At 64.0% G+C, this 23,349-nt stretch carries 23 protein-coding genes and 1 pseudogene; 11 read left to right on the top strand and 13 right to left on the bottom strand.

Annotated features, from left to right (window positions below; translation table 11 throughout):
• Nucleotides 1–60 precede the first annotated feature (60 nt).
• The 4 genes and pseudogenes from VVD47_RS19265 to VVD47_RS19280 form a co-directional block, all read left to right on the top strand.
• Nucleotides 61–282: a DUF433 domain-containing protein gene (locus tag VVD47_RS19265; protein WP_327605150.1), complete on the top strand. Its 222-nt coding sequence runs from the start codon at nucleotides 61–63 to the stop codon at nucleotides 280–282.
• Entirely contained in the window at nucleotides 279–626 is a 348-nt protein-coding gene (locus tag VVD47_RS19270; RefSeq protein ID WP_327605151.1) for a DUF5615 family PIN-like protein, read from the top strand. The genes VVD47_RS19265 and VVD47_RS19270 overlap by 4 nt, the downstream gene beginning before the upstream one ends.
• Nucleotides 623–865, top strand: a complete 243-nt coding sequence (locus VVD47_RS19275; protein WP_327605152.1) for a DUF2442 domain-containing protein — start codon at nucleotides 623–625, stop codon at nucleotides 863–865. Before VVD47_RS19270 ends, VVD47_RS19275 begins: the two co-directional genes overlap by 4 nt.
• A gap of 7 nt (nucleotides 866–872) precedes the next feature.
• Nucleotides 873–1,202: pseudogene (locus VVD47_RS19280) on the top strand (energy-dependent translational throttle protein EttA); the annotation flags it as partial.
• Between the two features lie 156 nt (nucleotides 1,203–1,358).
• Here VVD47_RS19280 and VVD47_RS19285 read toward each other — a convergent pair.
• From VVD47_RS19285 to VVD47_RS19295, 3 genes are read right to left on the bottom strand one after another with little or no spacing between them, the layout of a single operon-like run.
• Entirely contained in the window at nucleotides 1,359–2,075 is a 717-nt protein-coding gene (locus tag VVD47_RS19285; RefSeq protein WP_327605153.1) for a hypothetical protein, read from the bottom strand.
• Nucleotides 2,072–3,757: an RNA-directed DNA polymerase gene (locus VVD47_RS19290; protein ID WP_327605154.1), complete on the bottom strand. Its 1,686-nt coding sequence runs from the start codon at nucleotides 3,755–3,757 to the stop codon at nucleotides 2,072–2,074. Before VVD47_RS19290 ends, VVD47_RS19285 begins: the two co-directional genes overlap by 4 nt.
• A 15-nt stretch (nucleotides 3,758–3,772) precedes the next feature.
• Nucleotides 3,773–4,771, bottom strand: coding sequence for a restriction endonuclease (locus tag VVD47_RS19295; RefSeq protein WP_327605155.1), 999 nt, complete (start codon nucleotides 4,769–4,771; stop codon nucleotides 3,773–3,775).
• Nucleotides 4,772–5,059: 288 nt separating this feature from the next.
• On the opposite strand from VVD47_RS19295, the gene VVD47_RS19300 reads away from it, so the two are divergent.
• The 3 genes from VVD47_RS19300 to VVD47_RS19310 all read left to right on the top strand — a co-directional run bounded on the left by VVD47_RS19300 (nucleotide 5,060) and on the right by VVD47_RS19310 (nucleotide 8,546).
• The gene (locus tag VVD47_RS19300) at nucleotides 5,060–5,818 is read left to right on the top strand and encodes a tetratricopeptide repeat protein (protein WP_443081001.1); all 759 of its coding nucleotides are present in this window, start codon (nucleotides 5,060–5,062) and stop codon (nucleotides 5,816–5,818) included.
• Nucleotides 5,819–6,020: 202 nt separating this feature from the next.
• Nucleotides 6,021–7,463, top strand: coding sequence for a GGDEF domain-containing protein (locus tag VVD47_RS19305; protein ID WP_327605156.1), 1,443 nt, complete (start codon nucleotides 6,021–6,023; stop codon nucleotides 7,461–7,463).
• 279 nt (nucleotides 7,464–7,742) lie between these two features.
• Complete coding sequence (locus tag VVD47_RS19310; RefSeq protein WP_327605157.1) at nucleotides 7,743–8,546, top strand: SAM-dependent methyltransferase; 804 nt, start codon at nucleotides 7,743–7,745, stop codon at nucleotides 8,544–8,546.
• Nucleotides 8,547–8,894: 348 nt separating this feature from the next.
• On the opposite strand, the gene VVD47_RS19315 is transcribed toward VVD47_RS19310, so the two are convergent.
• The 7 genes from VVD47_RS19315 to VVD47_RS19345 form a co-directional block, all read right to left on the bottom strand.
• Nucleotides 8,895–9,116 carry a hypothetical protein gene (locus VVD47_RS19315; RefSeq protein WP_327605158.1) on the bottom strand — a complete coding sequence of 74 codons (222 nt, stop codon included), beginning with the start codon at nucleotides 9,114–9,116 and terminating at the stop codon, nucleotides 8,895–8,897.
• On the bottom strand, nucleotides 9,113–9,367 hold the full coding sequence (locus tag VVD47_RS19320) for a hypothetical protein (RefSeq protein WP_327605159.1): 255 nt from the start codon (nucleotides 9,365–9,367) through the stop codon (nucleotides 9,113–9,115). Before VVD47_RS19320 ends, VVD47_RS19315 begins: the two co-directional genes overlap by 4 nt.
• A gap of 65 nt (nucleotides 9,368–9,432) precedes the next feature.
• The gene (locus VVD47_RS19325) at nucleotides 9,433–10,146 is read right to left on the bottom strand and encodes a GGDEF domain-containing protein (protein WP_327605160.1); all 714 of its coding nucleotides are present in this window, start codon (nucleotides 10,144–10,146) and stop codon (nucleotides 9,433–9,435) included.
• A 63-nt stretch (nucleotides 10,147–10,209) separates the two neighbouring features.
• Nucleotides 10,210–10,707, bottom strand: a complete 498-nt coding sequence (locus VVD47_RS19330; RefSeq protein ID WP_327605161.1) for a YciE/YciF ferroxidase family protein — start codon at nucleotides 10,705–10,707, stop codon at nucleotides 10,210–10,212.
• A 168-nt stretch (nucleotides 10,708–10,875) separates the two neighbouring features.
• A complete protein-coding gene (gene infA / locus VVD47_RS19335; RefSeq protein WP_327605162.1) occupies nucleotides 10,876–11,142 on the bottom strand; it encodes a translation initiation factor IF-1 in 267 nt (88 codons plus the stop codon).
• 156 nt (nucleotides 11,143–11,298) lie between these two features.
• On the bottom strand, nucleotides 11,299–11,502 hold the full coding sequence (cspE, locus tag VVD47_RS19340; protein ID WP_327605163.1) for a transcription antiterminator/RNA stability regulator CspE: 204 nt from the start codon (nucleotides 11,500–11,502) through the stop codon (nucleotides 11,299–11,301).
• A 158-nt stretch (nucleotides 11,503–11,660) separates the two neighbouring features.
• The gene (locus tag VVD47_RS19345) at nucleotides 11,661–11,969 is read right to left on the bottom strand and encodes a hypothetical protein (RefSeq protein WP_327605164.1); all 309 of its coding nucleotides are present in this window, start codon (nucleotides 11,967–11,969) and stop codon (nucleotides 11,661–11,663) included.
• Here VVD47_RS19345 and VVD47_RS19350 point away from each other — a divergent pair.
• The 3 genes from VVD47_RS19350 to VVD47_RS19360 all read left to right on the top strand — a co-directional run bounded on the left by VVD47_RS19350 (nucleotide 11,968) and on the right by VVD47_RS19360 (nucleotide 14,334).
• Complete coding sequence (locus VVD47_RS19350; RefSeq protein WP_327605165.1) at nucleotides 11,968–12,552, top strand: YbhB/YbcL family Raf kinase inhibitor-like protein; 585 nt, start codon at nucleotides 11,968–11,970, stop codon at nucleotides 12,550–12,552. The two genes, VVD47_RS19345 and VVD47_RS19350, sit on opposite strands and share 2 nt — an antisense overlap.
• A 28-nt stretch (nucleotides 12,553–12,580) precedes the next feature.
• Nucleotides 12,581–13,537 carry a helix-turn-helix transcriptional regulator gene (locus tag VVD47_RS19355; protein WP_327605166.1) on the top strand — a complete coding sequence of 319 codons (957 nt, stop codon included), beginning with the start codon at nucleotides 12,581–12,583 and terminating at the stop codon, nucleotides 13,535–13,537.
• Nucleotides 13,538–13,929: 392 nt separating this feature from the next.
• Complete coding sequence (locus tag VVD47_RS19360; protein ID WP_327605167.1) at nucleotides 13,930–14,334, top strand: hypothetical protein; 405 nt, start codon at nucleotides 13,930–13,932, stop codon at nucleotides 14,332–14,334.
• A gap of 310 nt (nucleotides 14,335–14,644) precedes the next feature.
• Here the strand turns inward: VVD47_RS19360 and VVD47_RS19365 are convergent, their stop codons facing one another.
• A complete protein-coding gene (locus VVD47_RS19365) occupies nucleotides 14,645–18,970 on the bottom strand; it encodes an autotransporter outer membrane beta-barrel domain-containing protein (RefSeq protein ID WP_327605168.1) in 4,326 nt (1,441 codons plus the stop codon).
• Between the two features lie 209 nt (nucleotides 18,971–19,179).
• Here VVD47_RS19365 and VVD47_RS19370 point away from each other — a divergent pair, with 209 nt between their 5' ends.
• The gene (locus VVD47_RS19370; RefSeq protein WP_327605169.1) at nucleotides 19,180–20,979 is read left to right on the top strand and encodes an ATP-binding protein; all 1,800 of its coding nucleotides are present in this window, start codon (nucleotides 19,180–19,182) and stop codon (nucleotides 20,977–20,979) included.
• A 63-nt stretch (nucleotides 20,980–21,042) separates the two neighbouring features.
• Here the strand turns inward: VVD47_RS19370 and fghA are convergent, their stop codons facing one another.
• Nucleotides 21,043–21,879 carry an S-formylglutathione hydrolase gene (gene fghA / locus VVD47_RS19375; RefSeq protein ID WP_327605170.1) on the bottom strand — a complete coding sequence of 279 codons (837 nt, stop codon included), beginning with the start codon at nucleotides 21,877–21,879 and terminating at the stop codon, nucleotides 21,043–21,045.
• Nucleotides 21,880–22,086: 207 nt separating this feature from the next.
• Entirely contained in the window at nucleotides 22,087–23,196 is a 1,110-nt protein-coding gene (locus tag VVD47_RS19380; RefSeq protein WP_327605171.1) for an S-(hydroxymethyl)glutathione dehydrogenase/class III alcohol dehydrogenase, read from the bottom strand.
• Nucleotides 23,197–23,349: the final 153 nt, after the last annotated feature.

The raw sequence follows: 23,349 nt of genomic DNA on the forward strand, positions 1-23,349 counted from the left end.
CAGCACCTACAATCAAGAGCACGGGGCATGCGGCGCATGCCCCGCTCATCGGGAGTCATCATGCAGAACGAATCGCGCATTACCTGGAATCCGCAACAGTGTGGTGGCAAGCCCTGCATTCGCGGCATGCGCATTCGCGTCAGCGACGTTCTCGAAATGCTCGCCAATGGTGTGAGCGAAGCTGAAATCCTCAACGACTTCCCGGATCTGGAATCCGCCGACATCCGTGCCTGCCTGCATTTCGCGGCCAAGCGTACGGATCTGGAGCGGCTGGTCGCGTGATCTTCTGGATCGACGCTCAGCTACCGCCCGGTCTGGCCGCCTGGCTTTCCGGGCATTTCAATGTTGAGGCGCACGCGTTGCGGGATCTCGGTTTGCGAGATGCCGACGACCTCACCATCTTCCAGCAGGCCAAAGCAGCAAACGCGGTCCTGATCAGCAAGGACTCCGATTTTGTGGAGCTGGTGTCGCGTCTTGGCCCGCCCCCGAAGCTGATCTGGGTTACCTGCGGGAACGTCACCAACCAGCGGTTGCGAACGGTCTTCACGAGCGTCTTCGAAACCGCGAGGAGGTTGCTGAACGACGGCCGAGACATCGTCGAGGCGGGTGACGAGGAACACAAGTGACGGCCTCACCAACAGCCGTGCGTTTTGACGATGACCGGATGTGGGTCGAGCTCGAAGACGGCCGCGTCCTCGGTGTTCCGCTCGCATGGTTCCCGCGCCTATTGCGCGCCATGCCTCAAGAGCGTGCCGACGTCGAACTCAGTCCGTCCGGATTGCATTGGGACGCGCTGGACGAGGATATCTCAGTTAACGGTTTGCTGGCCGGGCGTGGCGACATGACGCATCCGCTCGTGGCGTAACAGGCGAGGTGGCGAAGGCGGCCGCTCGCACCTCGCCAAGACCCTGGTGCAGGGCGGCAACGTTCTGCTGCTGGACGAACCCTCCAACGACCTCGACGTGGAAACCCTGCGCGCACTGGAAGACGCCCTCCTGGAATTCTCCGGCTGCGTGCTGGTGACGTCCCACGACCGCTGGTTCCTCGACCGCATCGCCACCCATATCCTGGCCGCGGAAGGCGATTCGCAATGGACCTTCTTCGCCGGCAACTACGCCGAGTACGAAGAGGACAAGAAGAAGCGCCTGGGTGAAGAAGCGGCGAAGCCGAAGCGGATCCGGTATAAGCCGATCAGTCGTTGATCGCCATTTTCTTGCAAGCAGAAATCCAACTGCCTGCTATCAATAAAAAGGCTCGCCAACTGGCGGGCCTTTTTTGAGAACGAAGAACAAAACCCGAACCGCCATACGCAACAGGAACGTCAATGTCTTCTGACGACAAGGCATTCGCACTTGCTCCTACAGCCGGCCATCGATCAATTCAGGATGCCCTGAAACCGCAAACTGAATGATCTGATCAAGAAGCTGGGTGGACGAACAACCTGCCAGCAAATCAGACAAATTGTCCAGAGAGATATCAAAGCTAACCCCTTGCCGAGGGTTAATTAGTGACACAGAGTCTATAGCTGGCCCCCCGCCTGCTCTTGCCAAGGCACAATACGTCAACAGCTGTCGAATATCCGGCGATCCAAAAGCTCTCACGCCAGACTTCACTTCAATCAAAGTCGCCCCACTTAAAATATCCCCCTCGCAAGCATCAACGAACCCACAGCCGTTAAAAAATGGTGAAAAGACCAAATTTGAATGGCGAGAATGGAATAGCAGCTGTGAGTGGAGACGCCTCGCCAGCAAGATCGCCTCATTTTTGCCCGGCTCCGACACCGGCAGCAAGCCTTCATGAACAAAATGAGCCATCTTGTTCACCGCGATCTGAAGCGACTCCTCAAAAACACCCCAGTCCGAAGGTGGCAAGTTCCTTCCAAAACCCACCATCGCTATTCGAAAGGCCAGTTCATTCAGAAACCCTCGATCATCCTCGCGCGAAGTTAGCTCTAGCGGAGCATCAAATCTCTCACGCAGCGCCAAATTAATGGTACGGACTCCTCGCTCACTCCAGGGCATGACGCTACGCCAGAATGAGCCAAATCCCCTTGCAAAAATTCTTTCAGAAATCATAGCAACCCCTGAAGGCTTCCCGACTTGTACTTGTCCGATGCCCAAGATTCGCAGAGAGAATCAAACAAAGAAAAGCCTTTCTTTGCCTTTGCAAGCCAGTGCTTACCTTCATCATCAAGCAACGGAGCGCAGATAATGAAGCTGCGCCTTTCCCATTTCGTGAAGGATGAAAACATTGATTTCTTGTCGGACACCCAATGCAAGGCCCCCCACTTTGCCATTGTTAGCATTATCTCGCGACGGACGAGGGCGCTCGCAGTTTTGCGGTAGGCAAGGTTGAGCATCTCTTCGGACTCATCCGTATGCATTTCAGACATGACTCGTATTGCATACAGTAAATTTATCTCAATCTGAGTTATGTGAGAGTCATTTGCTATGAGTTTTCCTATGGACTCAATGACCGATATCCGCACGCCGGCTGGCAGATCAGAAAATTCCCTTTTTAACAACCTCATTAACGTTGGGAACAGCGGTGCAAGAACGCCATAGTTCTCAATAAATGATTGAATGCTCTGGTGTTTTTGAGCCTCTGGCAAGTGCCGAACCACGTCAATCAATTTTCTAGCCATCGCGTTATGCACGCGACTTTTTGCCAGCTCACGCGCAATCAGTCGCTGCACATCAATACCGGACAGCTCTTCCTTAAGAAGCTCATAGTCAGCATCCGCGGTTGGAGAATATGGATCATAGTGCAAGGAAAGACGCAGAAATCGGGAAGCTTCAGCGCCATGATCTTTCTCGTCATCGTATTCAAAATTATTCTCCGATATGAACTCAGCGCCGGAGACAATTCTGGTCTTTGATTTCTGAAGAGACAATCCTTCGTTCCTAAGAAGAAGCTCTGACATTGCAACTAGGCACCTAAACGCTTCGTCTTCCGTGTCCGCGAAGACGCAATAATCATCCGCAAATCGGCAGAATTTGATGCCGTTCGCTAAGAACAATTTGTCCGTTCGCGTCAGGAGCAGTTCGGACAAAAATCTTGCCGCGTTGCCACCTACGGGCAAGCCATAGGAGTTGTTGTGTGAAAAGTGCTGTAAGAACAACATGATTCTTTTGACAAGAGCAATTTTCTTCGGGGATTTTGCTTTCGCAGCCTGCAACAACGCATTTTCCAGTCTGTGGTGATAAACCCTAGAGTAGAAATCAGAGATGTCACACACCAACACATATTTATGCTGCGCGGCCATCTTTGCCGACTTTGCCCTGAACTCCTTCCACCCAATGCTTGGGGTGAATAACGTGGGGTCGTCCTTTGGGTCGGCTCGTCGATATGAAAATACAACCTCTTTCTCGGTTCGAACCCTCGACTCCTCTATCTCCTCGGAAAGCTCCCACACAAGCGCGAGGAAATATAAATTCCAAAGAGGGTCAAGCTGAGCAGCCCAGCGAAAACCGGTGTAGCCGACTCCTGAAAGTGCTCTATGATTTTCCGGCGCGTCCTTATGGAAATAATCATCAAATTTGGTGTCGATGGATTTAAGGAGGGATATTGTCTCGTCTGGCTTATCCTTGAAAACCCTGGCCTCTATTGGCAAAGGGAAAATATCGGTGTCGCCATGCGCAATAACATGATTCACGACATACTTAAATGTTGAACTTGAAATCACATTGCCTCCCTTTGAAACTAAAGTATCTTGATCTTTAATTTTTCTGTGCGATGCGCTCCGGCCTCCGGCCATTCGTGCTCCACCGCTTCAGCCGCACAAAATCTGACTGGGCATTGTCACTACGCCGCGCTGGCGGAATCTTTTACGGAGTTCCGTCCACCCTTCTCCGCGCATGCCCAATATCTGCCGGCACTGCGGGTAATTTGAACAGCCCCAGAATCTCCCCGTCCGGCCTGACCGCTCGACCATCTTGGTGCCGCATCGCGGGCAACTTGGCGTCGTCCAGTCGCCGCGCGTGGCAAAGTCCAGCAGGTTTTTCTGTGCGTTCGCCGGTAACTGCTGGATCAGTTCCAGGAGCAATTCCCCGTCGAGCAGCGTGATGTGGTTTTGGCGAGCGAAGGTAGTTGCCTCTTCGCTATAGCTGCCTGATGTCATGAAGAAGGCTTGCTCCACCTGTTCATGCGCCATCACGCCGCGCAGTTCGCGCACGGCTCTTACGCCTACGATCCGGTCGCCCCAGGCTTTGCACTGTGCGATGGCGGTACATCGGGTCGGATCGTCGGCGTCTTCGTACAGCCGGATATCGACGCCGCCATCGGCGCCCAGCGACGTGGTGACGCTATGGATGCCCTTGGCGCGGCAGTACTCGGCGCACAGGTCTTCGAAGCGTTTCCATTCCATGTCCTGCAGCACCTGCAAGGACCATCGCGTGGGCCGCTTTTTTTCTGCAGCGCGTTGTTGTGCGGGCTCTGCCGCTGTGGAGGCGTTCGCGGAGGCCACGATGCGGCCGAGGTGCAGCTGCATGTCCTCGCGCGCTACATACTCGGCGGCCCGTTGGTTTGAAGCGCGCTTTTGGCTCTGGAGGTATTTGACGGCTGCAGTCAGCGCGAAGAATCCGGAGCCGATCCAGATCAGCGAGTTGAGGGCTTTGGGGAGGGCGGACAGCGGGGTGTGGGCGACCGCAGCAGGGAAGAGCACGAAGCCGATGAGCGGTGTGAGTACCGCAAAGCTGGCCGCTACCGGCCAGTTACTCTGCAAGGCAAGCCCGATGATCCCCCGCCCGGTCTTCTTCCGACGACGCGCCATGTCTCCCTTTCGGCCGCATCGTGGCGTGCAGCCTGTTCTATGCGAGAAGGGTATCTGCCGACCATTTGCTTCCGGGGCAGACCATGGGGCAAGTGACGGAAATATGTCACGAGGGTTGAGTGAAAGTGGATGGCTCCCTGATCTGAGTCAATGGTCCACTCTTTGGACGAGTGGGTTCATGCGTGCGAGATGTACCGGTATGTGGCTGTGCAAGGCTACCTGCAGCCGCGCTGCTTTCAGGCGTATCGCCCGGCCCGCGTTGTACGATCCGGACTTCGAATTCTCCCTGTGACGATGATGTTCAAATGTGTGATGCGCACGGCCCTCATCTGGGTTATTGCTTGTTCCAGCCTTTGGGCTGCCGATTCATCCGACTGGCGCACGCTGTGGAAGCATGCAGACGACAGACGGGTCACGGGAAGTTACCGCGACGCGTTCGACACATATAAGAAAGTCCTGGTGTTGCTGGAAGCCGAATCTCGCCCGGATCAGCGCGCGGTGGGCATGGTGTTGCATTTCTTGGGGTTCACTGCTGCGGAGATCAATCGCGATACCGAAGCAAGGGATTACTACATTAGGTCCAATGCCATTCTGGAGGCGATAGAGAACGTGAGACCCGCTTCGCTTGCTATCGGAATCAGAAATCTGGCAGGCGTTCAGTGGCGCTTAGGGGAGCTTGGCGAGGCAGAGGTGTTGTTCTTGCGAGCCATTGCGCTGGTCGATGTGCCCGGTCCGGGAGATACGAGCAGTCTGGCGGGGTATCTGAGCGAACTCGGCGCGGTTTATTTCGATCAGGGAAAGCTCGCTGAATCGGAGGCTGCGCTGTTGCGCGCCAACGAGTTGATCGAAACCTTTTCTGCTGCTTTCGTGCCAAGGCGCGTATGGGGGCACAATCTCATCCAGCTCGGACAAATTCAGATCGGCCGGAAAGAGTACGAGAAAGCAGAGAAGAGCTTCCAGAACGCGAAATTCTGGTTTGACGACGATTCCCCGGAAGTGAGTTACTGCGATGAACGTATTGCCCACATCCGCTCGCAGCAGCGGTGAGGCTTTACAACGGGAAACCTCGATCTTCACTCAGCAAGTAGCCCGGATGAAGGCGCAAGCCGGAATCCGGGACCGTCCGGTGTCACCGTTCCGTTCCGGGTTCCGCCTTGCCGCATTCGGGCTACTTCACGGGACTTCTCACCCACGCGGCACCCGGAATGCGTAGTCTTGGGGTCTGTGCAATCTTCTTGAGTGCCACCAGATGCCCGCTCCAGACGACACCCTGTTTTTCGAGGATGCTCCGGTCTCCCTCTGGCTCGAAGACTTCAGCGCCGTCAAGGCGTTGTTCGACGGCTGGCGGATGGCGGGGGTGGAGGACATCGAGGCGTATTTCCGCGACACGCCCGCGGCGCTGGAAAGCTGCGCGAAGGCCATCCGCATCCTGGCGGTGAATCAGCGCACGCTGCAGCTCTTCAAGGCTAGGGATCTTGCGCAGCTGACGGCGAACCTGGACAAGGTGTTCCGTGCCGACATGCGCGAGGTGCAGGCGCGGAACATGATTGCGCTGTGGCGCGGGGAGACCACTTACTCGGGCGAGGGGCCCAATTACACGCTGGATGGCGAGCGCATCGATGTGCTGGTGAATGCGCGCATCGTGACTGGGCACGAGGCCGACTGGAGTCGCGCCATCATCGCGCTGGAAGACATCAGCGCACGCGTGCAGGCCGAGCGGCGTGTGCGCGAGAGCGAGGCGTATGTGCGCAGCCTGTTCGAGTACTCGCCGACATCCCTGTGGATCGAGGATTTCAGCGGCATCCGCAGCCTGCTGGATGCACAGCGTGCGGCCGGGGTGACGGACATGCGCGCCTTCTTGGACAGCCGTCCCGATTTCGTCCAGGCCTGCGCGCAGGCGATCAAGGTCGTCGACATCAACCGTGCGACGCTGGACATGCACGGTGCGGCGGACAAGCGCGAGGTGCTGGACAACCTGCACCGCATCTTCCGTGACGACATGCTGACGCACTTCGCCGATCAACTGGTGGAGCTGTGGGAGGGACGCCACTCCATGCAGTGCGAGACGATCAACTACACGCTGTCAGGCCAGGTGTTGAACCTGCATCTGCAAGGCTCGATCCTGCCGGGCCACGAGGAGAGCTGGACGCGTGTGCTGGTGTCATTGACCGACATCACGGCACGCAAGCAGGCGGAAGCCTATCTGCAGTATCTCGGTCGCCATGACCAGCTGACGAAGCTGAGCAACCGGGCGCACTTCGACGAAGCGCTCAAGCAGGCGCATGCCGGCCCCTTCCCGGTCAGCGTCATCATCCTGGACCTGAACGGCCTGAAGGCCGCCAACGACAGTCAGGGTCATGCGGCGGGTGACGATCTGCTGCGCCGTGCGGGCGAGGCCTTGAAGAAAGCCATCGGTGAGGACCACTGCATTGCGCGCATCGGCGGGGATGAATTCGGCATCCTGCTGTGCGGTGTGGGCGAACAGGAGGCGCAGGTGGCGATCACGCGCATCGAGCGCATGACCGGCCTCAACAACCAGTTCTACACCGGCCCGGCGCTGTCGTTTTCCATCGGCACTGCCACCAGTGCCGACGCGGCATCGCTGATCCGCGCGATGCATCAGGCCGACACCGCGATGTACGCGGCCAAGCGCAGCCACTACCAGCAGTCGGGGCGCGATCGCCGTAGTTGAAACGGCTATCGTGCAGGATGAGGCCGCGCGCAGGAATCCTAGCGCCCGGTAAAACGCCTTTCCCTCGCGGCGTGTGGAGGGAAAAGGGAGTGCCGACAGGGAGCTCGGCAGGGGCCGTGTTTCGCCGCTTGCCGGTCTGTAAAGCGCGGCACTTTTTTGCGCCGCAATGGTTTAAAGCACAGGCAGGTCGCGCTCGGCTGTAACAGGCATGGGCGACCGTCGTTTCAACCATGTCCCGCGCGGGACGTCCAGGCAGTCTTTCCAACAAGGAGAACGATGATGTCGGTCTTTCGGAAGTCGCTCGTAGCTGCAGCCTGTTTCGTTGTGACCAGTGGCCTGGCGTGGGCCCAGCAGGGGGGCGCGACGTATGAGCCCTCGGTGGGGCAGCCGGGCAAGGACGTGGTGTGGGTGCCCACGTCGCAGACGCTGGTGGACAAGATGCTGGACATGGCGGGGCTGACGGCGAAGGACAGCCTGGTGGACCTGGGTTCGGGCGATGGCCGCATGGTGATCACCGCGGCGAAGCGCGGCGCGAAGGCGCGTGGCATCGAATACAACCCGGACATGGTGGCGCTGTCGAAGCGCCTCGCCGCCGCGGAGGGCATGGCCGACAAGGTGCAGCTGGAACTGGGGGACATCTTCCAGTCCAACTTTTCGGACGCGACGGTGGTGACGCTGTTCCTGCTGCCGCAGCTGAACCTGCGCCTGCGTCCGACGCTGCTGGACATGAAGCCGGGCACGCGCATCGTGTCCAACTCCTTCGACATGGGTGACTGGGTGCCGGATGAATCCGCGGTGGTCACGGAGGGCTGCTCCGGCCACTGCAACGCGCTGAAGTGGACGGTGCCGGCGAAGGTGGGTGGCACCTGGAAGCTGGGCGACCAGCAGCTTGTGCTGACGCAGACCTACCAGAAGATCGAGGGCTCGCTGAACAGCGGCGGCAAGGGCGCCTTCATTTCGGACACCAAGCTGACCGGCACCAACATCCAGTTCACCGCCGCGGGCCAGCGCTACGTGGGCGTGGTGGATGGCAACACCATACGCGGCAAGGTGAATGGCAAGGACTGGACGGCGACGCGCTGAGGTCGCTCCCGCAGACCGGTAGCGAGAGGCGGGGCGGGCGAGGCGGTCGATGGCCTGCCGGCGGACATGGATATGTCGTCGGGTAACCGGGGACGAGGGGCACGAGATTCCGGCTGAGGCGTGCTGACTCGCCCGGCCCCCCGACGACGCAGGTGTAAGCGGTGTGGAGGCGGTGCTCCGCTCGGCTTGCCGCTGCGATCCCTGCGGACGGCCTGGCGCCGGCCGGGGGCATGAATGAGCGCGCCGGGCGCGCCAATGCATCAGGCCTCGCGCGCCATGCTTCTACATTCCGCTCCGGCCTGGTCTGCCTCTGCCTTGCCTGTGCGGGCTATCCGCAGCCGCTACGTTTCAATCGCGCACCTGACGTACGCCAGGATATTTTCCGTTCAGCCAGTTGTCCGCCTGCTGCTGCGCGGTGGGCTGGTCGATGGAGCGCCCTTTGTAGAGTTCGGACATCGGCCGGTCGGGCTCGGAGGTGCTGCGGGCCGTCACGAAGGACTGCCAGCCGAGGATGCTGTGGCGCAGGGTGCTGGTCTGGAATGTCAGACCACCCAGTTTCCATTTCTTCACGAGGGTTCCTTCTGTTGATGCGTGGGTAGGGCAGGGGCGTCCGGTGTCGCGGTGGGGTGGACCTTGCTGAGCCATCGGCTGGCGCGGTCGCGTGCTTCGGCTTCGGTGCGCATCGGCATGGCGAGTGCGACGTCGTGTGCGCCGGGGGACAGACCGTGGGCGCGGACGAAGCCGGCCGCCCACCAGAGTCCCTGGCGGTCGCAGTAGGCACCGGCATGGATGTGCTGGGTGCGGGTGGAGTAGTCGCGCATGGCGAACCTTTCGGAAATGTGTTGCCAGCCGCGGAATGCGCGGCTTCAGGGTGTGAGGAGCGCGCTCAGCTTGCGCAGGCGCTGGAGCGTTTGGCGTCGTACATGGCGGCGTCCGCCTTGCGTACGAGCCCTTGCGGGTCGGCGCCATCCTGCGGGTAGAGGCTGGTGCCGATACTGGCCTGCACCTTCACCAGCTGGCCTGACTGGGCGCACGGCCGGCTGATGGCCTCGGCGATCTTGCGGGCGATGACGGCGATGTGCCCCGGGTTGATGTCGGGCACGATGACGAGGAATTCGTCGCCGCCCAGGCGGAACACCGAGTCGCTGGCGCGCAGCGTGGATGCGAGGCAGTCGGCGACGTGCCGAAGCAGGTGGTCGCCGGCTTCGTGTCCCAGTTGATCGTTGATCTGCTTGAAGCCGTCGATGTCGATGAAGTACACCGCCACGTGCGCCTGGTGCCGGCGGGCGATGGCGATGTCATGCGTCAGGCGGTTCCACAGCGACGCACGGTTCGGCAGGCCGGTCAGCACGTCGGTCTCCGAGGCCCTGAAGGCTTCCTTCAGCGCGGCGGCGTGCGTGCGGTCTGCTTCCTGCGCGGCCTGGGTGTGTTGTTCCTGCAAGCGTTCGTTTTCGAGCAGGGCGTCGTTCAGCGCAGCCAGCCCTTTCTGTTCCCGCAGATCTTCAAGTGCGTCGCGCAGCGTACGCAGCCGTGCCTCGGCTGAGGCGATCTTCTGGTCCAGCTCGGCGATGCGAAGCTGCCGGGTGCGTACGGTCTTCATGGCGTTGCCGCCTTTCTGGCACTGCGGGTGCGGCACGGGCTCGCGGTCGCAGTGCCTCTGCGGTCAGGCCGCTTCCAGCGCTTCTTCGTTTACAGCGGTGGTGGCCAGGGCGGTCAGTTTCTGATCGGCGTTCTTTTCTTCGGCGAGCGTTTCCTGCAACAGCTTCTCGATGGCAGGGAACTTGAGAAGGCGGGCGAGGGCACACAGCGTGCCGTAGCTGGCAATCTCGTAATGCTCGACCTTCTGCGCGGCGGCGATGAGCGCTGCGTCGCGCACCGGGCCCTGATCCACGCCGTCGATGACGTCCTTGCCTTCCTCGACCAGGCCTTCCATCGCTGCGCATTTGATGCGCTTGAGCGAGAGGCCCGCAGCCTCGACGATCTGGTCGATACGCTCGACCTGGGTGCGCGTCTCTTCGAGGTGGGACTCGAAGGCGGCGATGAGCTCCGGGTGGGTGGCCGCGCGGGCCATCTTCGGCAGGGCGCGGGTAAGTTGCTTCTCCGCGCTGTAGATGTCGGAGAGTTCGTGGATGAACAGTTCTTGCAGGGTCTTGACGGACATGGTGCGCTCCTTTGGGGGTGAGGCCCCGCAAAGGCAGGAACCAGACCCTCACTATGGGCGCCATGCAAGCCCTGTCACCTAGGCGCAACAGCCGAGGTGTTGTGGGACTTCACGCCGCAACCGGCGATGGCGGTGCGCGTCAGCGACTGGCCACGCGCTGCCGGGGTCTCAGCGACGGCGGAATTGCGACCGGGCGGCGGCCGGGGTGTTGCGCTTCTCGATGTGGCGGAAGGTGATGCGGCCCTTGCTGAGGTCGTAGGGCGACATTTCGAGCGACACCTTGTCACCCGCCAGGATGCGGATGTGGTGCTTGCGCATCTTGCCGGCGCTGTAGGCGATGAGGGGGTGTCCGTTTTCCAGCGTGACGCGGAAGCGCGAATCCGGCAGCACTTCGTCCACGGTGCCTTCCATTTCGATGAGTTCTTCTTTGGCCATGTGCAGGGAGTCCAGGTAAGGGTGTAGAGAAGGGCGCAGCTGAAGGGGGCGGGTAGCGCGCAGTCTGGATGCGTGGTGAGAAACGCTGGGTGCGTGCCTCGTGCGCATAAAGACGAAGCCCGGCAGTTGCCGGGCTTCGCTACGACCGCTTGGTAATTACAGCGGCGTGATGTTGCTGGCCTGGGCGCCCTTGGGGCCCTGCGTCACGTCGAAATTCACGCGTTGACCTTCGGCGAGCGACTTGAAGCCGGTGCCCTGGATCGCGGAGAAGTGCGCGAAAAGGTCCTGTCCGCCGTCGTCAGGCGTGACAAAACCAAAACCTTTTGAATCGTTGAACCACTTGACGGTACCTGTTGCCATTTTGAATCTCCAGAAAATAAAGGGGCACACGCCCCCGAAGGGCGCGAGATCAAGACGACAGGGGAATCAAGGAAATACCGGGAACTGCGAGGGTACTAAACTGGACGTACTGCGCGGACTTGAATGTCGCGGACTGCAGGGTGCACCTGTTCGGCGTACTAAGCAAGCTTTAATTTCAGCGGCTTGACTGCGCCGTCGATGCCTTCGGCATTTTCCGGCGGTGACGGGCGTGGCAAAAGCGTTGCCTCGCGCGGTGTCGGCGCCGACGCGGCGGAATCAATCGCACCAGACACGGGCAAAAATTCGCTGCGTGAAATCGGCCCGCCAGGCGACGGGCGGTTGCCATGCAGCACCCACGACATGCGCGCTTCGGCACCGACATTGCGCGTCCGCGCACCGCAGGGCGCCGGCGTCTGGCGGCAGACTGGTGGCGTCAATCCCGACATGTCCGCAAGGCAGATCGCCATGCCCACGCCCCGTTGTGCGCACCCCTTTCGTCCCTTCCGTCGCTTCCGCGCGTTCGCCTTCCCGCTGTGTCTCCTGCTGTCTTGCGGCGCCGTTCGCGGCGCCGATTTTTCCCTGACCGGCCCGGGCCTGGAAGACGGTGGCAGCCTGCCGCTGGCGCAGGTGCAGTGCGGTGGGCAGAACGCATCGCCCGCCTTGCAGTGGCGCAACGCGCCGCCGGGCACGCAGAGTTTCGCGGTGACGATGCACGACCCCGACGCGCCGACGATGAGTGGCTGGTGGCATTGGCAGGTCTACAACATTCCGGCCACCGCGCTGTCGTTGCACGCCAACGCGGGTGACCCGGCGGCGGGATTGATGCCTGCCGGCGCGGTGCAGAACGTCAATGACGGGGGCCGGCCGGGTTTCATGGGCGCCTGCCCGCCGCGGGGCGACAAGCCGCATCGCTACGTGATCACCGTGTTCGCGATGCCGGAGGAGCTCATCAAGCTGCCCGCCAACCCGAGCAACGCGATGGTGGGCTTCAACCTGTTGCGCAGCGCGCTGGGCAAGGCGAGCCTGACGCTGACCTATGGCCGGCCGTAGCCGCGCGCTCGTGTAGTGGCGTAGTGGCGTGGTCGAGGTACTGCTGATGCGTCATGGAGCTGCCGGCGTGGATGCCGCGCTGGACACCGGGTCGCGCACCGGTTTGCTGCCGGAGGCGCCGCGCGGCACCATGCGCGGCGTGAACACCGATGCCCCCACGCCCCGGCCGGCGCTGTCCGTGCCGGGCGTCTTCCACCTGAGCCACCATCGCGCCAGCCTGCCGCAGCGCATCCGCCGCGTGCCGGTATTCCGGCCGTTGCTGATCCGCGTGGCGGTGGGGACGAAGCGGCTCTTCGCGGGAGCGGGGCTGCTGCCGACCTGCGAGGTGCCGGCGGGGGGCATCGCGGCGTTTGCGGCGCGCACGGAAATCGACCTGATGAACGTGCCCTCGCAGCAGGGCTACCTGGCGGAGGTGCTGAACATCGCGCCCGAGGCGGTGGAGGCCTTCCGTGGGCGATACGGGCCGCAGGTGCGTGCGCTGCTGGACACGCGCACGGACACCAGCGCGCCGGTAGTGCCGGCGCCAGCCCTCGCTTCCGCCTGGCAGCACCTGCTGGAGCTGTGGCAGCACGATCAGCCACCGCAGCCGGACATCGCACGCCACCGCCTGGAAGAAGTCCTGCTGTCGCTGGTGCTGCAAGGCGCCGGCCATGTGCTGTTCCTGAACCGGCACGATGCCTGGAGCGAGCGTCTTCGCGCGATCCTGCAGGCGGCACCGGCGGCGAAATGGTCTGCCGCCGACATCGCCGAGCGCCTGCATTGCAGCGAGGCGACCCTGCGCCGTCACCTTGCCAGCGAGGGCACGCATCTGCGCGAGATGCTGGATGCGATACGCATGAACACCGGCCTGGGGCTGGTGCTCAACACCCAGCGCCGCGTCGAGGACATCGCGCTGGCCTGCGGCTATGACTCCGCGTCACGCTTCAGCATCCGCTTCCGCCAGCGCTTCGGCGCGTCCCCCACGGAGATGCGGGCGACGCGCTAGGTGGGGTGCATCACGGGTGCGGACGGCGGCTGAGCCATCGCCACATGTCGGGCGACGAGATCCGGCAGTTGTTGCGGTACTCCGCGGCCACCCTCTGGCCGTGCCCGCATGCCGGACATTTCCACGCAGGATGGGGCGCGCAGCACGCCACCGTTTGCCGCTGTCCAGGGCGCGTGCGCGGCAGCGCAAACATGGTCACGCGCGGGCTCCGGCAAATGCTTGTCAAGCGGCGCCGGGATGCGTGAATCTATGCGTGCACTGCACGGGCAACCGAGCAGCAACCGAACGCGCGACCGAGTGTGGCACCCGCCGCCCCGGGCCACGATGCACGCAACGCACCGTCCCCCGTCCCCCCGACACCCATGAAAGGCCAGTCCTTGCGATCCCCGTCCTTGAATTGCTCACGTGTCCTGTGGCGGACGCGTCATCACCTCGCCACCTCGATCGGTGCCTTGATGCTGCTGGCCAGCAATCCGGCACCGGCGCAGCCGGCATCCCCCGCCGCGGGTGCGGATGGCATGTCGGGCTACGAGTGCCCGCCCGACTGGCGGCGCAGACCCGACCCGCCGGTGCGCGGGCAGCGCTTCTCCTGCTACGGCAAGGTGGCGATTCCACTGGACGGCCGGCAGTGCCCGGACGGCATGCAGTTGATGCGTAGCAAAGGCGACCTGCACTTCACCTGCCAGCCGCCGGATTTCGGCTCGCCGACCCCCGCCCAGACCGCCCGCGATCCGGCGCCGACCGGCCGGCCAGGCCCCCGGCCTGCCTCTCCGCCACCAAGGCCGACGGGGCCCTGAAAGCCTGCAAGGACTGCCGGCCCGGGTGGGGCATTACTGACCCCGTCCGCTTAGCCCCCAGCGCGGCACAGGCAGCGGCAGGGCGCCGACGGCATGAACCTGCAGCGAACGCCGGGCACCATGAACGCTACCAGCGTGTGTCTGTGCGGGCAGCATCAGGGAGAGGTGGGGCACACCTGCATGAAATGAAGTCGTCCGGTCAGGTGGCAGCGCGACGCAGCCACCACCGCGCTCGCGCAGCCGCGCATCCGTGCCTCACAAAAAGCAAGGCGGGCCATGGCCCGCCTTGTCGTCTCGCCCGCGCCCGGCATCAGAACTTCATCTTCAGTCCGATCATTCCGCCATAGCCGCGGCTGTCGCCGTCGAGGGACTGCTGGTAGCCGAGCGAGCCGGTGAGGCTCGTGTTCTTGCTGATCTGGCGATCCAGGCCCAGGTTCAGCTCCATCCAGGTGCCGCCGGTATCCACGCGGAACGGGACGTAGCCGGCCGCCGACGAGAACTCCGTGACCGGCTTGCCGCGGAACTCGTGCCAGACGCTGGGGCGCAGCCAGGTGGTGGTGCGCAGTTGTTCTTCCGGCTTGTCGCCGCGGTACCACTCACGCTGCAGCCGCACGCCCAGCCGACCGGTGAGGCTATCGACCTGGCTGAAGCGCACGTCGGCGGCCTCGTCACGCGTGTCATGCAGCTTCAGGCTGGAGTAGATGAGCTGCGCCTGCGGTTCGACGAGGAAACGCTTCTCTTCGCCGAAGAGGTAGGGGCGCCCGGTTTCCAGCGAGGCGGTGAAACCATGCCCGTTGGTGGTGAGTGCCGGCATGTCGGCGGGCAGGGCCTTCACTTTGAGGCGGTTGTACTGCAACACGCCATCCAGGTAGCCACCCTTCGGCCAGAAGTGCGTCCAGTAGGCACCGATGCCATAGCCATGCAGCGCGTCGGTGCCGGCATGCTGGCCGTCCCGGTGTGACAGCTCGCCGTCGATGCGGCCGTCATGCACCGACAGGCCAGCATGGTCCTTGCTGCCGTCCTTGTCCTCGTGGCGGTAGAGGTCGACACCCAGTTGCACGGCCTGCACGGTGTCCCGGGCGTCGATGCCACCCAGCGCATCCTGGCTTTTTTCATAGATGAGGCGACCCCAGGCCATCGAGGGTCCACCTTCGCCCTTGTCCTCGGTCGGCAGGGGGTCGATGTCGCGACGCCGCTGCTCGCCGATGCGCTCGTGCAGGGTATCCACCATGCTGCGACCGTACTTCAGGGCCAGTGCGGGGACGCCGCTGTACAGCGAAGTCTCGGCGCGGTAGTTCGGCGTCACCCGCGGTGCGTCGGGATCCACGGCCGCGATGGTGGCCTTGCCCGGGTCATGCGGCGTGGCGTCGTCCGGCCTCGCCTCCGTGGTCGAGCGGAGATACCAGGCTTCCGTGTTGCTGTCGTCCTGGCTGGAACGATGCAGCGTGTACTCGTACGGTCCGGCCTTCACCCGGTTCAACAGGCGGAAGGCCTCGGTCTCCGTGGTGCCGCCGTTGACGGCGTCGACCACCTTGATGCCGTTGCCCGTCGTCAGTGCGCCAGGGCCGGCTGCGTTCCTGACCAGCAGGTTGGTGCTTCCGCTGGCCTTGCCGCCATCGATCACCACCTGGTCAGACGGAGAGTTGTCGGTGTAGAGATAGGTGTTGAGGGCCACGGTGCCGTTGTCGCCCTCGTAGTTCTCCACGCGCAGTTGCTTGTAGCGACCGCCTGCCGGCGCGCTGAAGTCGATCAGGCTTTGCTGGTTGCGCAGCGTGCCGAGCGTGGAGTCGGCCGTCATGTGCCAGAGGCTGGTGTCGCGCAGGGCGACGTCCGAGTGGCTGCCTGCCTCGGTGCGTGCCGCGCCGGTCACCACCGAGCGGGACAGGTTCACCGTGGCCTGGCCCGCGGCGTCGTAGGACTTGCCGACGCCCTGCCACTGGCCGGTACCCATATCGGGGATGCTGCTGCCGTCGCTGGCCATCGCGCGATCCACGCCCAGCCATTCGCCGCTACCGCCGACAATCGCGTTCTGCAGGTTGACATCGCCCGCACCGGCCACCGCGATCGTCGCGCCACTGCGGTTGTTCAGTACTGCGTCGCGCAGGTTTGCCGTTCCGCGCTGGGCGTCCGTGCCCTGCAGGTAGAGGGCTGCGGCATGGTCGCCAGCGCTGTGGATGACCACGTCCTGGCCATCGATGTGGCCGCCGTTCTTTGCCACTGCGCCGTGCGCCGAGGCGCCGGCGGTGACGAGGTTGGCGGTGTCCAGGTCCAGCGTGCCGGTGTTGCTGGCGAGTGCGCCGAATGCGCCGTTGCCGGTGGTTGCCGCTGCGGTATTGCGGGCCCTGAGCGAGGCGCCCGATTCGGATTGCAGCGCATGCGATTGCAGGCCTGCGGTGCGCAGCGTGGTGCTGTCGAGGGCCATCACCGCCGTCTCGTCCTTGAACTGGCGGCTGACCATTGCGCCCGCTGCCTGGTCCCCGCGTGTTTCCACGGAAACGTTGCTGGCAACCAAGCTGACGTTGCCCGGCTTGGCCTGGCCGATGCCTGCATACAGGCCGCGCGAGTAGTCGCCCTCGGTCAGCACGGAGAGGTTGTTCAGCACCATGCTGCCGCCGTCGTCCGCCGCGGCGCCGTAGGCCTGCTTGCCCTGGGTATGCAGGCTGGCGCCATTCGCGATCAGCACTGCGCCCGGGTTGCGCGCGGCCAGCGCGTGGGGGAAAGTCAGGTTGCTGGCCACCGGCGATCCGTCACCGGTGGTGGTCACCGAACCGCCATTCACCGTCACCCGGGAATCCCCGTTCGCCACGATGCCCATGGCATTGTCGTTGCCGTGGGTGGCGACCGCCACGTCGTCCACGCTGACCACCGAGCTGCCCGCGCTGATACCGGTGGAGTAGTTTCCGTCGGTCGTGACCTTGCCGCCACGCATGGCCAGGGTGGAGTCCGACTGGACGCTCACGCCATGGCTGCTGTTCTGCGTGGTGTGTACTTCGCTGGCGGTCAAGGCAAGTTGAGAGTTCTTCTCCACCAGCACACCGGGGCTGAAGGGGCCGGTTGCGCCGGGAGCAGCACCAAGCCTGATGCGGCTGTCGCTCACCTGGGCGGTGGCGCCGCCCGTGACATTCACACCGATGGCGCGGCTGCCTTCGACCTCGATCAGCGAACCTGAGACGGTAGCTTGCGAGCCCGCGCCTTCGACGCTGACGCCGTGACCGAACATGCCGGTGGTCTTGAGCTGGCTGTCCTCGATGTTGACCGAGGCACCCGCCATGGCGCGCGCAGCGGCGGCAGGGTTGGCAATGCTGCCACCGCCGCCGATGGCGACCGTGCTGCCGCGCAGACTCACCACGCTGCCTGTACCTTCGGCGCGCGCGCCGCCCACGTTGGCGCCGATGCTCTCCACGCTGAGCGATTCACCATCGATGCGGCTGCCATTCGTGGCGTGCAGCGCTGCCGTCGTCGCCGTGCTGGTTGCCGCGCCGCTCAGCTTCAGCTTGCTGTCGCGCAGCTGGATGGCGGCACCGTCCTCTGCACGGGCGGCGCTGGCGCTGCCCGCAGCCACGGTGATGTCGAGGCCGCTGCCGTCGATCCGTGTGCCGATGCCGGTGCTGAACAGCGCATGGCTGAGGCTCAGCACGCGCTCGTCGTCCACCGGCGCGGCGCAGGAAAGTGCCGCACCACTGGTGCCGATCACCGTATCGAACAGGGTGGCCGTGGCGCCCTGGCGTGCCCACACGCCGACCGAGCCCTTCCCGGTGGTGTCGATGCTGCCGCGCTGGATATCGACGACCGAGCCCGTGCCATCCACGACCACGCCGTGACCGTTGCCGCCGGCGGTGCGGATGTCGGTGTTGTCCAGGCTGGCCTGCGCACCGTTGTCCAGCTTGAGGCCATAGGCCGATGCGCCTGACGTGGTCACGCTCGTATCGGCTGCATCCAGGCGGCTGCCGGCACCACTGACCGATACGCCATGACTGCCCGCCGTCGCCGTGCTGCGCGCACCGGTGGTGGTGACGCGGGCGCCGTTGCGCAGGGTGGCGCTGGCGCCGTCATCGACACGCACGCCCACGGCGCCCCAGGATGAGGTGTCCACGGAACCGCCGCTCATGTCGAGCTTGCTGCCGCTGCCTGTCACCACGGCGCCGCGATTGTTGTTGCCCTTGGCACCGCCACCCACGACCACCTTCGTGTCGTCGAGCGTCACCGCCGCGCCGGATTCCACGCTCACGCCGGTCAGGCCGCTGGCCGTGATGGCTGCGCCGGTGCCGGTCTTCGGGTCGAGCAGCACCTCGCTGCCGGAGACCGTGAGCTTGCCGCCATCGCTGGCGCGCACGCCGGTCTGGCCGGCTGCTTGCGCGGCGGTGGTGGCGGAACTCTGTACGCTGCCGTTGGAAAGTTGCGTTTCCTGCGCCGCGCCGGCGGCAACACCGGTCGTCTGCGGGGCGGCGAGCTTCACCGTCTCACCCGCATGGGCGCCGGTACTGATGCCTGTGGCGCCGGTGGTCGAAACGGTGGTGTCCGCGCTCGTGCTGTCGGAGAAGGCCAGCCCCGCGACCAGCAGGCCGATGGCCTGGGCCAGGACGGAGAGGCGCAGGCCGGGACGGGAAGCCGCGGGCCTGGAGAGATCGGTTTTCATGACGGTGCTCCTTGATCGGTGGGTATGAGCACAGTCTCGGGATTCGGCGCTTGCGGATAAATCGTATGAATCTGAAGCGGCTGTAATAGGGTACTGATTGGCTGGCCCGGCCACGCAGCGCCGTCCTTCCGAACAGTGAGGGGCCGTGTTCTTTCCTTTTCACCGCACGCCCACTACGCTTTCGTCATAGCCAATGCAGCGGGGCGGACATGAAGGGAAGTCGCATCGCGATCGTCGACGAACAGCCGATTGCCCGCCACGCGCTGCATCTGGTGCTGGAAGCCGAGGGCCATGAGGTGGTGGCGGAGGCGGACAACGGCATCGACGCCGTGCAGCTGGCACGCACGCACGAGCTGGACCTGCTCATCCTCGATATCGCCGTTCCACGCCTGGGCGGGCTTGCCGTCCTGCAGCGCCTGGCGGCCATGAGCCCCGCGCCGCGCGTGCTGGTATTCACCGCGCAGCAGACCGACTATTTCGCGCAGCGTTGCCTGGCGGCGGGTGCCGTCGGTTTCGTCAGCAAGCAGGAGGGGCCGGAGGCCCTGAAGGTGGCCGTGCATGCCGTGCTGAACGGGCACAGCCACTTTCCGGCCGGACTCCTTGCGCCGTCCGGCACGACGCACGCGCATAAGGGGCATGGGGGGCATGACGCTGCGTTGCGCGCCTTGTCCAGTCGCGAGCTGATGGTGCTGCAGATGGTGGCGCGCGGGATGAGCAATGTCGCGATTGCCGACCAGCTGGCTCTCAGTGACAAGACGATCAGTACCTACAAGATCCGGCTCAAGGAGAAGCTGAACGTCGGTTCGCTAATCGAGATGATCGACATTGCGCGTCACCATGGCCTGGTGGAAGGCAGCGGGGACGACTCTCCGGCAGCGGGCGACCCGGCTCAGCAGCAGGAGCTGGCGCTGCTGCGCAGGATTCTCGATGCCCTGCCGTATGCGATCTGCGTGCGCGATCCGGCAGGGCGCATGACGACCTGCAACCGTCGCTACCTGGGGGACCTTGGCGTCACGCTGGACGATGTCCTGGGCAAGCCCTTGTCGGAAGGAACCGGGCCCGGGAGCGTCAGGGATGTCGTGGACGCCTCGCGGAGAATGGCGGAGGCATCCGCCAGCGGCGTGCCCTACGAGCATGTAGAGGTCGTCGATGTGCACGGCCGCATGCGGACGGTGCGCTACTGGAGCCACCCGTATGTGGATGCCGACGGACGCTATCGCGGCTACATCATGGGCGCGTCCGACCTGACCGACCGCGACGTGTTGCTTGCCGAGCTGCGTGACAGCAATGCGCGGCTGGAAGCCGCGGACCGGGCGAGGGGGGTGTTCCTTGCCACGGTGGGCAGCAAGATCAGGCCACCCTTGCACAACGTGGCAGCCATGCTCGACCTGGCGCTGGCGCAAGTGCCTGCCGGATCGCATGCGCCGCTGGAGGCCGCGCGCGAGGCGACCGCCAGTGTGCTGGCGTTGCTGGATGACCTGCGGGAACTCACCCGGCTGGCGAGCGGCACGCACCTGCTCGCCCCTGAACCCGTCGAGCTGGGCGCGGCGCTGGCGCGCGTCATCGCCAGCCATGACGACACGGCCCGCACGCGTCAGTTGCAGTTGATCGCGGACACTTCCGGTGCTTCGACCGCGCGGGTGTGGATCGACCCCCATGCCTGGCGCCAGATCCTCGACAACCTCGTCGGCAACGCGGTCAAGTTCACCGACGCGGGTCAGATCACCGTGCGCCTCGTCGCCAAAGGGCAGGGGGCGGGCTTGTGCGCGGTGAAGCTGGAGGTGGAAGACACCGGCGTGGGTATCGCCGAGGCAGACCAGCGCCAACTGTTCGAACCCTTCGCGCAGTTCCTCGATCACCAGCGCATGCAGCGCGGTGGCAGCGGCCTGGGCCTGGCGCTCTGCAAGCGACTGGTCGAACAGATGGAAGGGCGCATCAGCGTGCGCAGCCGGCCCGGCGCCGGATCGTGCTTCACGGTGGAACTGAGCCTGACGCAGGCCCAGGACTGAGGCGCCGCAATCCGTTCATGCCGCGAACAGGGGGGCACGGTTTCCGGCCCCCTGCCGGCATCGTCAGTCGCGCAGCGCTTGCGCGTGGTGCGCGATGTGTTCGCCGATGAAGCTGGCGATGAAGTAGTAGCTGTGGTCGTAGCCGGGCTGCATGCGCAGGGTGAGAGGGTGGCCGGCGGCTTGCGCGGCGGCCTGCAGGCGTTGCGGTTGCAACTGGGTGGCGAGGAATTCGTCGGCGTCGCCCTGGTCGACCAGCAGTGGCAGTTTTTCCTTCGCGCTGGCGATGAGTTCGCAGGCGTCCCAGTCTTTCCAGCTTGCGCGGTCAGCGCCCAGGTAGGCGCCTAAGGCCTTTTCGCCCCAGGGCACCTGCGTGGGGGCGACGATGGGCGAGAAGGCAGACACGCTGCGGTAGCGGCCGGGGTTGCGCAGCGCGAGCACCAGCGCACCGTGACCGCCCATGGAGTGGCCGGAGATGCCGCGGGCATCGCTGGCGGGGAAGCTGGCTTCGATCAGCGCGGGCAGCTCCTGCACCACGTAGTCGTGCATGCGGTAGTGCTGCGCCCAGGGCGGCTGCGTGGCGTTGAGGTAGAAGCCGGCGCCCTTGCCGAGGTCGTAGCCGTCGGCATCTGCCACCGTGTCACCGCGCGGGCTGGCGTCGGGTGCGACGACGATGACGCCGTGTTCCGCCGCGTAGCGCTGCGCGCCAGCCTTGGTGATGAAGTTCTGCTCGGTGCAGGTGAGGCCGGACAGCCAGTACAGCACCGGCAGCCTTGCGTCTTTCTCCGCCGCCTGCGGTGGCAGGTATATGGCGAAGTTCATCGTGCAGCCGAGCACGGTGGATTCGTGGCGGTACACGTCCTGCCAGCCGCCGGCGCAGGCGCGGTGTTCGATGCGTTCCATGTGGTGTTTTCCTTGCTTGGTCTGCGCTATTGCCGTGAGCGCTAGCGCTGCGCCTGATTGTCTGGTTGTGTTCTTGCTGGATGGAGAGCGCTCAGAGAAACAAAGTGGAGCGAAGCGGAACGGTGCTGGCGAGGCGCGGCCGCGCAGACAGTACGACTGGTACGGCAAGCGGCCGCAACGACGCCAGCATTGTTTCTCTGAGGGCTCCTAGTAGCGGATGACGGAGCGGATCGACTTGCCTTCATGCATCAGGTCGAAGGCTTCGTTGATCGCATCCAGACCCATGGTGTGGGTGACGAAGGGCGCGAGTTCGATGTCGCCTTTCATCGCGTCTTCCACCATGCCCGGCAGTTGGGAGCGGCCCTTCACGCCGCCGAAGGCGGTGCCCATCCATTTGCGGCCGGTGACCAGCTGGAAGGGGCGGGTGGAGATTTCCTGCCCCGCGCCGGCCACGCCGATGATGACCGACTGGCCCCAGCCGCGGTGCGCGCATTCCAGCGCGGCGCGCATGACGTTCACGTTGCCGATGCACTCGAAGCTGTGATCCACGCCCCAGCCGGTCATCTCGACGATGACCTGCTGGATGGGCTTTTCGTGGTCCTTCGGGTTCACGCAGTCGGTGGCGCCGAACTGCTTTGCCAGTTCGAACTTGGACGGGTTGGTGTCGATGGCGATGATGCGGCCGGCCTTTGCCTGGCGCGCGCCCTGGATGACCGCGAGGCCGATGCCGCCGAGGCCGAACACGGCCACCGAATCACCGGCCTGCACCTTGGCGGTGTTGTGCACGGCGCCGATGCCGGTGGTGACGCCGCAGCCCAGCAGGCACACGTGCTCCGAGTTGGCATCCGGGTTGATCTTCGCCAGCGAGACTTCCGCCACCACGGTGTACTCGCTGAAGGTGGAGCAGCCCATGTAGTGGTACAGCGGCTGGCCGTTGTACGAGAAGCGGCTGGTGCCGTCGGGCATCACGCCCTTGCCCTGGGTGGCGCGTACCGACACGCACAGGTTGGTCTTGCCCGACTTGCAGAACAGGCACTCGCCGCATTCGGCGGTGTACAGCGGAATGACGTGGTCGCCCGGCTTCACGCTGGTGACGCCTTCGCCGACTTCCACCACCACGCCCGCGCCTTCGTGGCCCAGCACCACCGGGAAGAGACCCTCGGGGTCGTCGCCGGAAAGGGTGAAGGCATCCGTGTGGCACACGCCGGTGTGAGTGATCTTGATGAGCACTTCGCCCTTCTTCGGCGGGGCGACGTCGATCTCGACGATCTGCAGGGGCTGGCCTGCGGCAAAGGCGACGGCGGCGCGGGATTTCATGTGGGTTCTCCTGAGGTGATGCGAGGTTGATGCGGGGTTGATGCGGAGTGAGGCTGAGCGGCGATGGTACGCGCGATGTGCGACACGTACCGCTTCCCCGCGCGATGGATACGCTCCGACTGCCGTGAGCGCCGAGGGTTCATTCCGTTGGCA

It is taken from the genome of Uliginosibacterium sp. H1 (assembly GCF_036017065.1).
GTDB lineage: Bacteria > Pseudomonadota > Gammaproteobacteria > Burkholderiales > Rhodocyclaceae > Uliginosibacterium.